Source organism: Echinicola rosea (genome assembly GCF_005281475.1).
In the GTDB taxonomy this organism is placed as follows: Bacteria; Bacteroidota; Bacteroidia; order Cytophagales; family Cyclobacteriaceae; genus Echinicola; species Echinicola rosea.
This window is the reverse complement of record NZ_CP040106.1, coordinates 5885475-5902853: the sequence shown is the minus strand read 5'-3', so window position 1 is coordinate 5902853 and position 17379 is coordinate 5885475. Positions and strand designations below refer to the sequence as shown.

The 17379-nt window shown below is 49.4% G+C and carries 10 protein-coding genes; 8 read left to right on the top strand and 2 right to left on the bottom strand.

The annotated features are described in order from the left end of the window. Positions 1-50: 50 nt before the first annotated feature. The 8 genes from FDP09_RS23000 to FDP09_RS22965 all read left to right on the top strand — a co-directional run bounded on the left by FDP09_RS23000 (position 51) and on the right by FDP09_RS22965 (position 13184). Positions 51-494 carry a hypothetical protein gene (locus tag FDP09_RS23000; protein ID WP_137404780.1) on the top strand — a complete coding sequence of 148 codons (444 nt, stop codon included), beginning with the start codon at positions 51-53 and terminating at the stop codon, positions 492-494. A gap of 54 nt (positions 495-548) precedes the next feature. Then, on the top strand, positions 549-1103 hold the full coding sequence (locus tag FDP09_RS22995; RefSeq protein ID WP_308421155.1) for a phage tail protein: 555 nt from the start codon (positions 549-551) through the stop codon (positions 1101-1103). Between the two features lie 158 nt (positions 1104-1261). Further along, positions 1262-7852 carry an MBG domain-containing protein gene (locus FDP09_RS22990; protein WP_137404778.1) on the top strand — a complete coding sequence of 2197 codons (6591 nt, stop codon included), beginning with the start codon at positions 1262-1264 and terminating at the stop codon, positions 7850-7852. After that, the gene (locus FDP09_RS22985) at positions 7849-8877 is read left to right on the top strand and encodes a PorP/SprF family type IX secretion system membrane protein (RefSeq protein ID WP_137404777.1); all 1029 of its coding nucleotides are present in this window, start codon (positions 7849-7851) and stop codon (positions 8875-8877) included. Before FDP09_RS22990 ends, FDP09_RS22985 begins: the two co-directional genes overlap by 4 nt. A 142-nt stretch (positions 8878-9019) precedes the next feature. Beyond that, a complete protein-coding gene (locus FDP09_RS22980) occupies positions 9020-10069 on the top strand; it encodes a hypothetical protein (RefSeq protein WP_137404776.1) in 1050 nt (349 codons plus the stop codon). A 282-nt stretch (positions 10070-10351) separates the two neighbouring features. Next, positions 10352-11206 (top strand): COG1470 family protein, encoded by an 855-nt coding sequence (locus FDP09_RS22975; RefSeq protein WP_137404775.1) that lies wholly within the window; start codon positions 10352-10354, stop codon positions 11204-11206. A gap of 38 nt (positions 11207-11244) precedes the next feature. Next, complete coding sequence (locus FDP09_RS22970) at positions 11245-12183, top strand: ABC transporter ATP-binding protein (protein ID WP_229683455.1); 939 nt, start codon at positions 11245-11247, stop codon at positions 12181-12183. Positions 12184-12188: 5 nt separating this feature from the next. Continuing rightward, positions 12189-13184 (top strand): ABC transporter permease, encoded by a 996-nt coding sequence (locus FDP09_RS22965; RefSeq protein ID WP_229683454.1) that lies wholly within the window; start codon positions 12189-12191, stop codon positions 13182-13184. Between the two features lie 147 nt (positions 13185-13331). Here FDP09_RS22965 and FDP09_RS22960 read toward each other — a convergent pair whose 3' ends face one another. Beyond that, positions 13332-16112 (bottom strand): TonB-dependent receptor, encoded by a 2781-nt coding sequence (locus tag FDP09_RS22960; protein ID WP_137404772.1) that lies wholly within the window; start codon positions 16110-16112, stop codon positions 13332-13334. An 18-nt stretch (positions 16113-16130) separates the two neighbouring features. Further along, positions 16131-17216, bottom strand: a complete 1086-nt coding sequence (locus FDP09_RS22955) for a phytase (RefSeq protein WP_137404771.1) — start codon at positions 17214-17216, stop codon at positions 16131-16133. Positions 17217-17379 lie beyond the last annotated feature (163 nt).

Below are 17379 nucleotides of genomic sequence, written 5' to 3'. Positions count from 1 at the left end.
GTGTAGGGATCAATAAAACGACGCACAGGAGAGTTGTCAGGCATGAGGATATGGACTTATTAAGGTACAAGGTGTGTAATTGTGGACTTGCCCATGAAGCGTATGCACCTGCGGACAACGAACAGGGGACGCAGCATCATGCTTGGAAACGAAGGGGTTTTTGTCCACTGGCTGTACGGAACAGCCGCCTAAGCTGTGCACACAGCATGGCGTGGTTTGGTTTTCTAAGGGAGCTGCAGCAGGATCCTGAAAAGTACCAATCGGATCGCGTGCAGATTTTATTAGGGAGCATGGATGTATTGAGAACGCAAATATTCAAGCTCGATCACCGAAAAGGCATGTTGGAATCCAAAAAGCTAAATGACATAAATAATCCTTATATTCGCCAAGACCTTCAACACCTTTCAGAGCAGTACGATAAGGTAATTGGAGAAATGAAAGCAATTTACCAAAAGATCACCAAGGCATACCAAGACCAAGTTAACGACAAATAGCAATTACAAGAAAATCAATTTTTAACCTAAAACAACGAAAAAATGGACGAGTACATGGCATCAATTAAAATGTTTGCAGGAACCTTTGCCCCGAGAGGGTGGATGTACTGCGAGGGACAGCTGCTTCCCATAGCACAATATACAGCACTTTTTTCCCTGCTGGGGACTACCTATGGTGGAGATGGGAGGACTACTTTTGCACTGCCGGACCTAAGGGGAAGAGTCCCTGTAGGACCGGGCCATGGGCCGGGATTGTCCGATCATAGATTGGGACAAAAAGGTGGTGCAGAAACTAATACGCTTACCTTAGCCAACCTACCTTCCCACAGTCACTCGTTGGCTCCGGTCTCGATCAAGGCAAGCCCTGCACAGGCTACCGAGCAAATACCGGGAACCAATGGAGCAGCGACTATAGCGGCACCCGTGGCAGCGGGTAGGCCAGCACAAGGGTTTAACAATGAAGCGCCCAGTGTCTCACTGAACGCTGGCAGCCAGTCAGTTTCGGAAACGGGGAGGACAGGAAGTAATTTACCAGTGAACAATGTTCAGCCCTATTCCTGCATCAGTTTTATCATTTGTGTGCAGGGAATCTTCCCTCCTCGGGATTGATCAGTTAATAATTAGCTGCTAATAAGGCAGGGAAGTGGTTTTCCCTGCCCTAGCCCGTTTGTAAACATACTGGCTTTACGCATTCAGCGATTGCTTTCTCGGAATCGGTCATGATTTGATTACCCGGTCAATAGCAGTTGGCCCACGAAACAGAAACTATGAAACATATTTACGATATACGATATTTTAAGGAGATCCTATTGGTGGCTCTGTGCCTGCTTTGCTGCTTTCAGGTAAATGGGCAGACACTTACAGAGAATTTTGATGACGATTCTGGATTTGCAATTACCAGTAAAGACTTTTCAAATGATGGTATCAGGTATCAGATCACAGGAACAAGTTCGAATTATTCACATGCTACTTCAAATTCTACCTATTCTTTGTCTGAAGGAGGAGCTGCAGACTATGCCCTTCAATTTGATTCAAATAGCAGTTTTAATATTAGTAGTATTGTCATAAGTCTGAGCTCTGGGGGTAGCTTTAGTCTCCATTCCTTATCCTTTGATATTCTTGCAGATGCTGACATCACCTTTTCATCCAATGCGGGAGGGAATAAGAGTTTTACTTCCAATGGACTCTATTTTCTTCAGCAAAATTATGATTTTTCATCTGAGCCTGGTTTTAGCGATATCACAAGCTTTACCATTTCCGGTGGGAACATTGTTGTGGATTTGGATGATATCGTTTATAGTGTTCCTGCGGCAAATACCGCCCCAACTGCCTCTGGCTTTACTGCTTCAAATGGCCCTTTCGAAGATTTGGTCTATACTTTTTCCACTTCGGATTTTGGTTATTCGGACGGTGATGGAGATCCCTTGGACCATGTGCTGATCGAGTCGATTCCCAGCGCTGGGACCTTATTTTTGGATGCGGACAATGATGATGTTTATGACGGTGGCGAGGAAGTAAGTGCCAACCAGCAGATCAGCAAGGCAAACTTGGATGCGGGCCATTTGCATTATATCCAAAGCGGAAGCACCAACACCTCCTTTCAATTTGAAGTAAATGATGGCACAGACAATAGCACGGGAAATTATACCGCTACTTTGAATGTATCCCCGGTACCCACGGTGACACTCAGCATAAATTCCACTTCCAAAACCGAAAGTATAACTACAGCGACCACCCTAACCGCAACGCTTTCCAACAGTTACGGTATGAACACAACCGTAAACCTGTCCTTTGGCGGCACAGCTACCAATGCGGTGGATTACACCCTAAGTGGCACAACGATCAATGTTCCTGCGGGAAGTACCACCGGATCGGTCACTTTGCAAAATATCAATGACAACATATACGAAAATAACGAAACGGTCATCATTGACATAAGTTCGGTTACGGGAGGCATTGAAGATGGAGTTCAGCAAGTGACATATACCATAGCGAATGATGATACACCACCCAATGCGACCTTGGAAATAGTGGATTTTTGGAATCCCATTACCAATGAAGCCGGAGGGCAGGCCTATGTAAGAGGGAAAATAGACAATGTGTCCGGAGTATCGGTGACCATTCCCTTGTCCTTTTCGGGTACGGCCATAGGTGGAGGAACCGATTATAGTATCACGGGAAGTACGATTACCCTGTCTCCAGGAGAGGTGGTGGACAGTGTGCGTGTTACATCGCTTTTTGACGGTGTCGAGGAAGGCGATGAAACGATCATTATCGATATGGAGAGCCCTACCAATGCGGTGGAGAGTGGTAGCCAGCAGGTAACCCTAACGATCAAGGATGCCGATTTGGCCGCACCGACAGGCTATAGTGCGACAATAGACCAAAGCAATATCAATGGGGCAAACGAATCAGCTGTCAGCTTTACCTTTGCCGGTGCAGAGGTGGGCGCGGACTATGATTATACCTTCTCCAGTGCAGGAGGAGGGACAAATGTAACCGGATCAGGAACCGTTTCCACGGCCACTGCCCAAATCACGGGGATCGACCTTGGCAGTTTGGGAGACGGCACCCTTACCCTGTCCGTTACCCTGACAGACAGTTTTGGAAATACGGGATCAGCCGTTACGGACACAAAGGCGAAGGACACTTCAGCTCCATCGGGCTATAGTGCGACAATCGACCAAAACAATATCAATGGGGCAAACGAATCAGCAGTCAGCTTTACCTTTGCCGGTGCAGAGGTGGGCGCGGACTATGATTATACCTTCTCCAGTGCAGGAGGAGGGACAAATGTAACCGGATCAGGAACCGTTTCCACGGCCACTGACCAAATCACGGGGATCGACCTTAGCAGTTTGGGAGACGGCACCGTTACCCTGTCCGTGACCCTGACAGACAGTTTTGGAAATACAGGCTCAGCCGTTACGGACACAAAGGCAAAGGACACTTCAGCTCCATCGGGCTATAGTGCGACAATAGACCAAAGCAATATAAACGGGGCAAATGAATCAGCTGTCAGCTTCACCTTTGCCGGTGCAGAGTTGGGCGCGGACTATGATTATACCTTCTCCAGTGCAGGGGGAGGGACAAATGTAACCGGATCAGGAACCGTTTCCACGGCCACTGCCCAAATCACGGGGATCGACCTTGGCAGTTTGGGAGACGGCACCGTTACCCTGTCCGTTACCCTGACAGACAGTTTTGGAAATACGGGCTCAGCCGTTACGGACACAAAGGCAAAGGACACTTCAGCTCCATCGGGCTATAGTGCGACAATAGACCAAAGCAATATCAATGCGGCAAATGAATCAGCTGTCAGCTTTACCTTTGCCGGCGCTGAGGTGGGCGCGGACTATGATTATACCTTCTCCAGTGCAGGAGGAGGGACAAATGTAACCGGATCAGGAACCGTTTCCACGGCCACTGCCCAAATCACGGGGATCGACCTTGGCAGTTTGGGAGACGGCACCGTTACCCTGTCCGTTACCCTGACAGACAGTTTTGGAAATACGGGCTCAGCCGTTACGGACACAAAGGCAAAGGACACTTCAGCTCCATCGGGCTATAGTGCGACAATAGACCAAAGCAATATCAATGCGGCAAACCAATCAGCGGTCAGCTTTACCTTTTCAGGGGCAGAAGTGGGTGCGACGTATGAATATGAACTCTCAAGTTCAGGTGGAGGAACTCCCATCAACGGTACAGGCACCGTTTCTGCCCCAGGTGCTCAGGTGATTGGGATAGATATCTCTACCCTTGACGATGGGGTCATTACCTTGTCAATGACCCTGACAGATTCGTTCGGAAACCAAGGAGCCTCCGTGGGCGATACCAGCACCAAAGATACCAATGCAGCACCTACGGTCAGTGGGCTTTCCATTAGTGGCGTATTGACGGTGGGAGAATCCTTGTCGGCAGACTATACCTTTAATGATGCTGATGGAGATGCAGAAAGCGGTACCGTTTATCAATGGTACCAATCTGACGACAATACCGGAACCGGCAAATCCGCCATTCCGACGGCAAACAATAAACAATATACCTTGAAAACTGGAGACCGGGGAAAGTTTCTCAGTGTGGAGGTGACTCCTAGCGATGGACAAGATGCTGGTGCGACAGTTGAAAGTACCTTGGAAGGGCCTGTGAAAGCGGATCAGACCATTGATTTCGGACCGATTGCGGCCAAAGTATATGGCGATGCAACGTTTACCTTGGGAGATGCACAGACAGATCAGGGATTGCAAGTGACCTATGTGGCGGATGATCCTTCGGTTGTCAGCATTAGTGGAAATCAGGCTACGATCCTAAATGCGGGTACAACACAAATTACCGCTTCCCAAAATGGCAACCAAACCACCAATGCAGCTGCTTCGGTTGACCAAACCTTAACCGTAACTGCTGCGGCCCTGACGGTGACGGCGGAGGACAAGACCAAGGTTTACGGCGCTGCCGATCCAGCCTTGACGGTTTCCTATGCCGGTTTTGCCAATGGCGATGATGAAGGTGATCTTGGCGGCAGCTTGACGGTTTCGCGAGCAGTAGGCGAGGATGTTGGAGATTATGTGATCACAGCCTCAGGCCAGACTTCAGGAAACTATACGATCAGCTACGTTGACGGCAACCTTGAGATCAGTCTGGCCGCCCTGACGGTGACGGCGGAGGACAAGACCAAGGTTTACGGCACTGCCGATCCAGCCTTGACGGTTTCCTATGCAGGTTTTGCCAATGGCGATGATGAAGGGGACCTTGGGGGAACACTTTCCATTTCGAGAACGGCTGGCGAGGATGTTGGAGATTATGTGATTACGGCCTTAGGCCAGACTTCAGGAAACTATACGATCAGCTACGTTGACGGCAACTTTGAGATCAGCCCGGCGGCCCTGACGGTGACGGCTGAGGACAGGACCAAAGTTTACGGTGCAGCCGATCCAGCCTTAACGGTTTCCTATGCGGGCTTTGCCAATGGTGATGATGAAGGGGACCTTGGCGGCAGTTTAACGATATCCCGTGCAGCAGGCGAAGATGTTGGAGATTATGCGATCACGGCTTCTGGCTACACCTCCCCGAATTATACGATCAGCTACGTTGATGGTAACTTTGAGATCCGCCCGGCGGCCCTGACGGTGACAGCAGAGGACAAGACCAAGGTTTACGGCACTGCCGATCCAGCCTTGACGGTTTCCTATGCGGGCTTTGCCAATGGTGATGATGAAGGTGATCTTGGCGGCAGCTTGACGATTTCCCGTGCAGCAGGTGAGAATGTGGGCACTTATGCGGTTACGGCTTCTGGCTACACCTCCCCGAATTATACGATCAGCTACGTTGACGGCAACCTTGAGATCAGCCCGGCGGCCCTGACGGTGACGGCTGAGGACAGGACCAAAGTTTACGGGGCTGCCGATCCAATCTTGACGGTTTCGTATGCGGGCTTTGCCAATGGCGATGATGAAGGTGATCTCGGCGGCAGTTTGACGATATCCCGTGCAGCAGGCGAGGATGTTGGAGATTATGCGGTTACGGCTTCTGGCTACACCTCCCCGAATTATACGATCAGCTACGTTGACGGCAACTTTGAGATCAGTCCGGCGGCCCTGACGGTGACGGCTGAGGACAAGACCAAAGTTTACGGCACTGCCGATCCAGTCTTGACGGTTTCCTATGCGGGCTTTGCCAATGGTGATGATGAAGGGGACCTTGGCGGCAGTTTAACGATATCCCGTGCAGCAGGCGAGGATGTTGGAGATTATGTGATCACGGCCTCAGGCCAGACTTCAGGAAACTATACGATCAGCTACGTTGACGGCAACTTTGAGATCAGCCCGGCAGTTCTGACGGTGACGGCGGAGGACAAGACCAAAGTTTATGGCGCTGCCGATCCAGCCTTAACGGTTTCGTATGCGGGCTTTGCCAATGGTGATGATGAAGGGGACCTTGGCGGCAGCTTGACGGTTTCGCGCGCAGCAGGTGAAGATGTTGGGGATTATGTGATCACGGGCTCAGGCCAGACTTCAGGAAACTATACGATCAGCTACGTTGATGGCAACTTTGAGATCAGCCCGGCGGCCCTGACGGTGACAGCAGAGGACAAGACCAAGGTTTACGGCACTGCCGATCCAGCCTTGACGGTTTCGTATGCGGGCTTTGCCAATGGCGATGATGAAGGGGATCTTGGCGGAACACTTTCCATTTCGAGAACGGCTGGTGAAGATGTTGGGGATTATGTGATCACGGCCTCAGGCCAGATTTCAGGAAACTATACCATCAGCTACGTTGACGGCAGTTTTGAGATCAGCCCGGCGGTATTGAAGGTTACGGCGAATGATCATGTCAGGATTTATGGCGTCGAGGATCCTGTCTTTACCTATCAGGCGACGGGCTTTGCCCATGGCGACGGATATGAAGTATTTACAGGAAAATTGGATCGAAGTGCTGGAGAATCCGTGGGAAGCTATGCCATTGGCAGGGGGAACCTGGCTGCGGGTGAAAATTACCTGTTGCAGTTTGAGGGGGCTACCTTGACCATTGCGTCCATTGAGATAGTGGAATTTTATGAACAACCTGTGGTGGAGACTGACTGGGGGATTGTGCCAGGCCAAATCCCACTTCCCGAGGAAGTGCTGGTAAGAACACGTCATGATGAAATGATCAATTTACCGGTCGTATGGGACAGGACTTCCATTGCCTCTAGGAAGAGGGGAAGCTATACGGTGGCGGGAGCTGTCACGCTCCCGCCAGGGGTTACCAATAGTGCGGCCGGGCCTTTCCAGGAGGTGGTCGTCCTGCCCAAGCCTGCTCCTGAAGATATCACCTTGGACAATGATAGTTTTACTGCTGAAGTAGGCCGACAACAAATTGCGGTTGGTGTGCTTACGGTAATCGACCCCGTGGATGACCAGCATTCACTGGCCATGGCGGGAGATGCCGTGGACAATGCCTATTTCAATTTGTCCGGGAACACACTCTACTGGAGCAGCACGGAAGCATTGCCGGGCAGAAGGGCATTTGAGGTGCTTTTGGAAGTGACCGACGCAGATGGCAACCAATTGAAAAAGCCGTTTGTCATCAACCGTCTAAGGGAGCCATTGGATGAGGTCGTGATCTATAATACCTTCACTCCAAACCAAGATGGTGCCAACGATACCTGGGGAGTGGAGGAATTGAAATTCTACGCCGGAGTGAGGATCATGGTCTTTGAGCGCAGCGGTAACAGGCTGTTCTATTCCGAAAACCCTGAAGAGCATTGGGACGGTTCGTTCAATGGGAAGGAAATGGCCGGAGGAACCTATTTCTGGGTGATAGAAGTAGGAGAAACCGGAGAAGTGAGAAGGGGTACATTAAATTTATTGAGGAGATGAAAGAAAACAGCAAATATATCGACCAGCCAGGACAACGCAGTGTGCCAATCAATAATCAGGTTGCCAACATGAACAAAACAGTTATTCTAATCTTGCTTTTAATGTTGTTTGGGGCGTTGACTGTACAGGGGCAGTCCAGAAAGTACATCAGCCAGTTCAGCTTTTTCCAGAGTTATTATAATCCCGGCCTAACAGGCTATGAGGGGAGTACCCTCCGTGGGTTTGTAAGGAATCAATGGAGTGGATATGAAGGGGCACCCAAGACCATGTTCTTCAGTGGGGAGTTGGACTTTGCCGAGATGAAGGGAAGCGATGATCCCGCGCTAATGGGAAAAAATGCAGTGGGACTGAACTTGTTGTTTGATCAATACGGGGCGTTTAAGGAAACGGGACTGGTGGTGTCCTATGCCAGTCGGGTGAGATTGACGGCCAAGCATAATTTGAGACTTGGAGCAGGGGTAAGTTATACCAATGTGAGGTTGGACGGTACGGCCATGACGGTGGAGCAGCAGGCCGATGATGTGCTCAGTCACTATATAGGAGGCTTTTCTGACATGCAGGTTGTTGATTTTAACCTGGGGCTGGCCTTGACGCATTCCAACTACTACCTTTCCTATGCCATGCATCAAGTAAATGGGGGAAGGATTTCCAGTGGTGATGATTTCATGGAAGGTCGGCCTGTCAACTATATCGTACAGGCTGGATACCGGGAAGCGCTGAGCAGTAATTTGGCGATTAGCACCAATTTCTTTTATAGGGCGCAGCAGGATTTGCCCGATAATATCGAATTCAATGTTAAGGCCTTATTTATGGACAGGTTATGGATAGGCGGGGGACACCGGATCGATTATGCCAATAATCTCCAAGCAGGACTGGTCTTTGACAAATTTAAAATAGGTTATGTGTATGAATTTCCCACAAATAGGAGTTTCCTGTTGTCGGGCACTACCCAAGAGTTTATGGTGGTCTTTAACCTATTTAGGAAAAATGAACGAAGGCAGCCCGATGAGGTGCTGATATGGTAACCAAAAGGATCCGGGACACACCGCAGCGGGAATGACCTTATCTGTTTTTGCATGGGTGCTTTTACCGGTTTTCATGAGTAGGTTTTTTTATTGATCATGGCGAAAATGCCAAATGTTATGTTGACCATAAAACAAAAGAATCATGTACACTTTAAAAAACGCCAAGCCCGTGCCGGGCTGGAAAGGAGGCTTTCTTAAAAAACACCCGAAATGCGCCTACCCCGATCCTGATTTGAGTGCTTTGCCCATGTTGGATAATTTGGCCAATATCAACCTGCTCCAAAGGCAGATGCCTGTGAAATGGCCGGAATTTAGTTGGAAAACTGTTCCGGGAGGGGAGGAGTCCACCCGGTGTTTCCAGATGTTTGCCCCATATATTTCAAGATTGGGCTATACGGATACGGGCAGGGTATATTCCATCATTTGTCCTCAGCAAGGGGTATGGATTTTTGATAAAGTATGCCTTAACGTGGAGGTGACCGTCACAGGCCAGCGGGGATGGGTGGACGAAACGCCCGATGTCCCATCAGAGGGACCGTTGTTGGCCGGTGACATGACCGTGGAAGGGAAGATATGGTTTAGTCCAAAGCAAGGGGTTTTCGGTCAATTGATGTGGGCGATATTGGAAAAAAGCCATCATCCGTTCCCTTTGGACAAGGCCAATGCCATTAAGGTGACGACGCATTGCCCAAAGAAGCCCGACCAACCGATTTTTCCCTTGAGGGCAGGGGAGTCCACGGCATTTAAAAGTCCGGAATTTAGCCGCCATAACGAAATGGCATGGGCTGTTGGTCATCTGGATGTTGAAATTGGTGAAATCACCAAAACCAATGACCCGAAGGTGGACGAGTTTAATGAGCTGGTCATGAAGGCGTTCAATATCGCATCGGGCAATATGCTGGCTCCGGGCAATATCCTGTCCTGGAATGTCTGGTTCGAGGCTCCGGAATTGGTCAACCAACATGAATGGCGCACGCATGCCGAACGATGGCGCAAGTCCATTGACGAACATCATGGCTCTCCAGACGGCCCCGGATCCAAGCCGCGGTATTTCAATGGGGAGGCGTTTGATCCAGTAGAAAATGCACTTGACGAGGCCATTGAAGAGGTGTTGGATTTTCTTGAAAGACACTTTGAGGAGTTGATCGAATTTCTGAAAAAATGGTTTGGTAAAGATGACAAATCCCGCTAAAGCACGGGGGCGCAGAATGTTGGGGCAGTATTTACGCCGATGGGTGGATGCTGCCCTTTCCCGGCCGCGGGGAATGTCCCTTATTTGACTTGGGCGGGACGTTTGTTGGCGGCGTTGCCTTTAAGCCAAGTATTATACTATTCAGGTGTGTTAAAAAACGTTAATTTTTTGCATAAATTTTTTCCTTATAATAAAATTGGGGTTGCTATTCTTAGGGTTGTCTAGGGATTATTTGGATAGGCGTCATTATTAATCAATTAATAACATTCACTTATTTAAATTATGTCAGTAGATAGTTTTAACAATGGAAAGCCCATGATGGGCGCGAATCACCTTTTCTTTGTTTTATTGGCTGTTTTGTTTTGCCTGTCGGTAGTGGAAACTGCCGCACAGGCCCCGGAGAGCGGTTCCTCCCTTACCGCCCGACTGATCAATTTGGAAGCACCGGTGAGCGAGACCTTTCGGTACCAAGCGACCTTAAAAAACGGAGCCTCCACGTCTGCAAAGTACACTTTGGATGGTCGGGCTCCTGATGGGTGGCGGGTAAGGTTTAAAGTAAGTGGCAAGCAGGTCACTTCCCTCCAAGTGGATCCCAAAAAATCTGAATCGATCGCCATTGAGGTCACCCCCGCCCATGGGGCAGCACCGGGTAAATATGACGTGCCTGTACATGCTGTCGGGTCGGATTCCCTTTCCCTTAACCTGGAAGCCGTGGTGGAGGGTGACTATGAAATCATGCTTACTACTCCTTCTGGAAGGTTAAGCGGAGAAGTGACCGAGGGAAAAAACAAACAGGTGAATTTACAGGTTAAGAATACAGGTTCGCTACCCCTTGGCGATGTCTCCCTGTCATCCCGCACCCCGCCCAAGTGGGAAGCCACTTTTTCACCTTCCACCATCGAACAACTTGATCCCGGGAAATCTGTTGATGTGGTGGCCACTGTCACTGTACCAGAGAAAACCTTGCCAGGAGACTATGTGAACAAGTTTACCGCCAAGACCGCTGAAACCAACAGCGAGGCGTCTTACCGTATGACCGTCACCACTTCCTTGCTTTCAGGATGGGTCGGTATTTTGGTGATCCTTGTGGCCATCGGTTTGGTGTATTACTTGATCAGAAAATTTGGAAGGAGGTAAGCAGGCTTATGGATGATCCAATTATTAAATTGAACAACTTGACAAAATACTACGGTTCGTTCAAAGCGGTAGATGGGCTGGACCTGAAAATCCATCAAGGAGAGATCTTTGGCCTGCTGGGGCCAAACGGAGCAGGGAAAACGACCACGATCTTGATGATGATGGGATTGACGGAACCTACTAACGGTACGGCGGAGGTGTGTGGGGTTGACGCGACCACCAATCCATTAGCCGTAAAGAAATATGTAGGGTACATGCCGGACAGCGTGGGGTTTTACGACAATATGACCGCCCTGGAAAACCTGATGTACATCGGTGAGCTGAACGGCATTTCCCGAAGCATCGTAAAAGACCGTGCCCTGTCCATGCTGGAGACCGTAGGCCTTACCGGAGATGCCGTTCACAAAAGGACCCGCGCCTATTCAAGGGGCATGAAACAACGGTTGGGGCTTGCAGAGGTGTTGGTCAAAGATCCCCAGGTGGTGGTCTTGGACGAGCCCACATTGGGGATCGATCCCAGTGGGGTAAAGGAATTTCTGTCCTTGATCTCCTCCTTGAGCAAGGAGCGAGGCCTTACGGTATTGCTTTGCAGCCATCACCTGCACCAAGTGCAGCAGGTATGCGACCGTGTGGGGATTTTTGTAAAAGGGACCTTACAGGGAGAGGGCAGTATCCATTCTCTTTCCCGTCGATTGTTTGCCAGGCATGCCCATACGGTAAACATTACCTTGGCAAAAGCGCTGCAATCACCATGGGAGGACGAAGCCGCCCTGTTGGAACTAGAAAAGGTACAAGAGGTATCTGTAAACGGTACATCACTGGAAATTGCCAGTTCGGCTGATATTACCCCTGATATTGTCCGTTTTTTGGTGAGCAAGGACTATGCTGTCTCGGGAGTCCAAAAAAGGGAATATGGCCTTGAGGAAATTTACCAAACGTATTTTGAACACCAAAACAGTGATCATAACCTATCATGAATAACATGACGACATCATTGGAATCCCCGATTGTCCAAGGACAGGGGATGTGGCGAAGTCCTTTTTGGACAATGGTAAGAAAAGAAATAGCGGATCATCTGCGCAGTTGGCGGTTTATTGTGTTGCTGGGATTGATCGTGCTGACCTTTTGGGGTACTACTGCTGTGGCCATAACCAATCTTCGGGAGGTAGTCGCCAAGGCTAAGGACATTGACGATTTGTTTTTATACTTGAAGCTGCTGACGACAACTGAAGGTGTCCTTCCTCCCTTCCATGTGTTCCTGAACTTTCTGGGGCCACTGCTGGGGATAGGATTGGGTTTTGATGCCATAAATTCGGAACAGCAAAACGGCACTTTGACCAGGGTGATGGCGCAGCCGGTTTATCGGGACAATTTACTATTGTCAAAATTTACCGGTTCCCTCTTGTTGGTGGGGGTGTTGCTCTTATGCCTTTCACTTCTGATGATCGGTGGGGGAATGGTGCTTACCGGCATAATGGTGGAAGCAGAGGAGGTGCTAAGGATCTTGGCTTTTACGCTGTTGTGTACCTTTTATGTAGGCTTTTGGCTTGCATTGGCGATTTTGCTTTCGATCATTTTTCGGCAGCCCTCGACCTCGGCATTGGCAGCAATTGGCATTTGGCTTTTCTTTACGGTGTTTTATCGTATTGTCATTGAATTGGCAGTGGGAGCGTTGGGGCCTGACGTAAGGGGACTGTCCCAATCCGAGGCTATCCAACTGAATGGCATGGTACTTTCCTTGCTGAGGCTGGCACCAAGCCAATTGTTTTCCGATGCCACCACTACTTTGCTGATGCCGTCGGTCAGAAGCCTTGGACCGGTGTCCATGGAGCAAATGGCCGGGGCAGTACCTTCACCGCTTTCGCTCAAGGACAGCCTAATGGTCGTATGGCCACAAGTAAGTGGTCTGGTGGCTGCGACGCTATTGTGTTTTGCCCTGGGCTATTACCTGTTTATGAGAAGGGAGGTAAGATCCTGAAAAAATGCCAAAATACGGGTTGATGTGAAAGGGTGCATTCCCTTGAAATAAGAAAAGGCTACCTCACTTTTGGTACCAATGGCCCGGTTTATTATCGGACAATTGGTCAAGTGAGGCAGCCTTTTTAGATGTAGGGCTGAAAAGGGATTATTCGAACAGGTCGAATTTCACACCGAAGTTCAGCCGGGCGTTGTAATACTCTTCCTGCATGGTCCTGGCACGAATGCCTTGATAGTAACGTAAAGGCTGATTGGTCAGGTTATTGCCTTCGAAGAACAAACGCCATTTGGGCGTGAAAGCGTAGGAGGCATTTACATCAAGGAACATTTGTTCGTCGTAATACCGGTCCTCAAACTGCTCCCCTCCAAGTTCGTCCAGGTAATCTCCGGCGTAGTTTAGGGAGGCCCGGATCACCAACTTATTGGTTTCATAGGAAAGGGAGGCGTTGAACATATGCTGTGCAGTACCCGGAAGCTCCAAGTCATCCCCTTCACGTCCTTCTATACCAGTGGTTTCCGACTGGGTGAAGGTATAATTCAGGTAGATCCCCAGGCCTTTCCAGACTTGCTTCTGAATAGAGGCCTCCAGCCCGTAAACGGCGGCTGTTCCCCCGTTCTCCGGACGGGTATATTCCAAGTTGTCGCCGAATACCGGATCGTTATAGTTCAGATCGGTTTTTTCATAGATAAACTGGTCAATGTCCTTGTAAAAACCACCCAATGAAATCAGTCCAACGTTGTCGTAGTATTTCTCGGCCATCAAGTCAAAGTTCATGGCAGTGGTAGGCAACAGGTCTGGATTTCCCCGGGAAAGCTCATCGTCTTCAGCGACAAATTCAGCATAGGGAACCAGGTCGTAATAATTTGGCCGGGCGATGGTGTTGGTCCATGCAAACCTTAGGATGGTATTTGGATCCGCATCGTATTTCAAATGCACACCGGGCATGAAATTGGAATAGCTGTCGTCTTGGGTGGTCTGGCTGAAGGTTTCGTTGTCCACATCATACAGGTTCCCCGTGTAGTCAATGCTGGTATGCTCCCACCGAAGGCCGACGATGGTGGACAGTTTTTCGGTGATCTGGTGGTCAGCCATGGCATAGGCAGCGGTGATGGTTTCATTGGCGGAATAGTTGCCAGGTACAAATTCCTCGTACACCGGTTCTCCTTCAAATTGGGAAGGGTCGTTCAGGTCCAGGTTGCCCAGGAAATCCGCATCTGCAAAATTGCCGATAAGGTACTGGCTGCCCGGTAGGAAGTTGGCGTCGGATTGATCGGTGTAGGGTACATCGCCCAAGGTCGCGCCGAAGGCATCCCCATCCAGCGGGGAGTATTCGTAGTAGTTGTTGTTCCTGTTTTTGTATTTGCCCCTGTACCGGCCACCAAACTGCATGATCCCCTTGTCACTGTAAGGAAGCTTGAAATCCAATTTGGCATTGAGGTCTTCATCAAAGGTGTACTGGTATTCATCTGAAAGGTTGTCCAGGCCGTACCCCAAATTATCCGATAGGTTGGCCAAGGCCGCATAAGGCTTTCGGGGATTGGTGATGTCGATGTTGACGTTTTGGTCCTCTTCCCGATAAGAAATATACCGTTCATGGGGACGTTCTTCGGAAGCTTTGGCATAAGTGGCCGACCAGTCCATTTTCAGTTTATCGAACAGGTGATCACCACCTAGGGTGAAGTTCTTTACACGCTGGTCTTCCAATCGTCTTGGCTGTTTGTTCCTGCCTGCCTCCAGGCCACCTTTGGTTTCATATTCCACCCTTGCGCCAGATGAAGTGAATACTCCTGGGGATACCTCTTCATAATTACCGTCATCAAATACATCATCCAGATTGTCCACTTTCATGGCAAAGCGGTTTTCCCAGTCGTCACGGTGATTGTACATGCTGGAAAGCAGCAGCGTATGGTTTGGATTGATTTCGTAATCCAAGGCCAGGGATACTGATCGGCGCACCCTTTGGACCAGGTATTTTCGCATTTCAAATTCCTCTAGGCCGACCCCATTGTCACTGTTATACCATACCGATTCGATGTTTTCCGATCCAAAGTTATGGTTGTTATAAGAAGCTGAGACGATGGCTCCCAGTTTGTCGTCAAAAAAACGGTTGCCGACGATCATGGCACCTGTCCAGATAGGTTTGTCCGATAGCAGGTTGATGCCGGAAGCTGCCGTACCGGAAATACGAAGTTCATTAGGTGCTTGGCGGGTTACCAGGTTTACCGAGCCACCGATGGCATCGGCATCCATGCTGGGCAGTACCGCTTTGTTCACTTCGATGGTCTGGATCATGTCTGAAGGGATCAGGTCCATCTGTACCTGTCTGTTGTCCCCTTCCGCAGAAGGAATCCTTTCACCATTTAGCGTGACGGAGTTGAGCTGTGGTGCCATTCCGCGGATGATGATGTCACGGGCTTCACCTTGGTCGTTTTGCATGGTAATCCCCGGGATCCGCTTTAGAGCATCCCCGATATTGGCATCGGGAAAACGGCCTATCTGGTCTGAGGAAACGATATTGGTGATGTTGGGATTGTTCTTTTGCTGGCTCAGGGCCTTGGCCTGCCCTTTTAGACGGTCGCCCATGACCACAAACTCAAGGTTTTCGATGGTCTTTTGGTCCAGTTTAAAATTCAAGATCGTGGTTTCACCGTCCGTTACGGTAGCGGTATGGATCACTGAGCCATAGCCCAGGTACGAAACGGAGACTTCATAGTCCCCGGCAGGAAGGTCCACAATCGAATAATCTCCTGTCTGGTTGGTGACAGTACCCAGTCTGGTGTTTTGCAAAACCACATTTGCGCCCGGCATGGATAGGTTTTGGGCATCGATGACCCGCCCCCGTAAGACGCCCTGTGCCAGTACCACTTGGGAGGACAGGCACAAAAATGCCGCCAGCCACGTGAGAGTTTTCTGTAATTGATTTTTCATATCGGTATGGTTGAAGGATTATTTTTTTGATTTAAGGATATCTCCGGCCAGGTCTTCCCATTTGTAGATTTGGAAGGTTCTGTCATCGGACATGGCCACAAAGATCCCATGCCGGAATTCTTTCCCAAGCGCTGTGCTAAGTGCTTCGGATCCGTCACTGGAAACGGTACTGGTCTTTATTTTGGTGATCAGCTGGTGGTCGTGGGGATTGTCGGCAGCACCTTCCCGAGGAAAAACATGGAACTGGTTGGCTTCTTGATCAGACACCAGGAGGTACCCCGTTTTGTCATCCAGTTTGTAAATGCTGATTCCTTCGTGGTCCTTGGTAAAGCCATCGGTGGCAAAGAGAGCCAGTTGCTCATTGCCTTTTTCGGGGTCTGCGTAATATTTACGGACGCCGACTCCTTCATCGGAATAGTAAATGTAGCCCAGTTCATTGTCCACGGCGATGGCCTCTATTTCTTTCTTCCCGCTAAACTGCCCAAACTTCCGTACCAGCTCAAGGCCAAGTTGGCCACCATCGGTCTTGATTTCATATTGCCACAGGTATGTGCCGTCCTGAGGGCCGTTTTTCCTGCCGGCAATGACGTATTGTTTCCCGTTTTCAGGATTACGGTACACGGCCACACCCATTAGGTCACGGTATTCAGGTCCGGTTTCACCTTGATAGATTTCAATTCCATCAGGAACGATTTCCTTCATGGAGGGCAGTGCATAGAACCTCAGCTTGGCAGTCAGGCGCTCGCCTGTAACGGCAAAATCCACCAAACTGTCGCCCAATGGCAGTCCATAACTGATGTCCACGTTGTTGGGACGCTGGATATTTCGGACGGTCAGCGAATCAATTGCCTTGCCCTTCAGGTCAAAAACATACAGTGCGCCGTCAGCGTCTTTGTCTGTTCCTACGATCAGGCTTTTGGCTGCATCGTGGGGATTTAGCCATATCGCCGGATCGTCGGTGTCGTGGACGACAGGGTCAGTTACGTAAAGTGGCTTGACAGCACTTTGGGCTGTTTCTGTTGCTTTTTGCTGGCTTTGATTGTTGCATGATCCTGCGAGGATGCCCAGCGAACAAAGCCCATAGATGAGTTTACTTTTTGTCATAGGTGTTGAATAATTTTGATGCTGCAATGTTAGCCTTGGAGTCACCTACAGGCTAGTTTTTACTGTAATCATTTAGGCAACAATTGGAAAAATGACCGTTAACAAAATCTAAACAAAAATCATTTTTTATCTTTTAAATAAATGGTTTTCAGTACTTTATGTT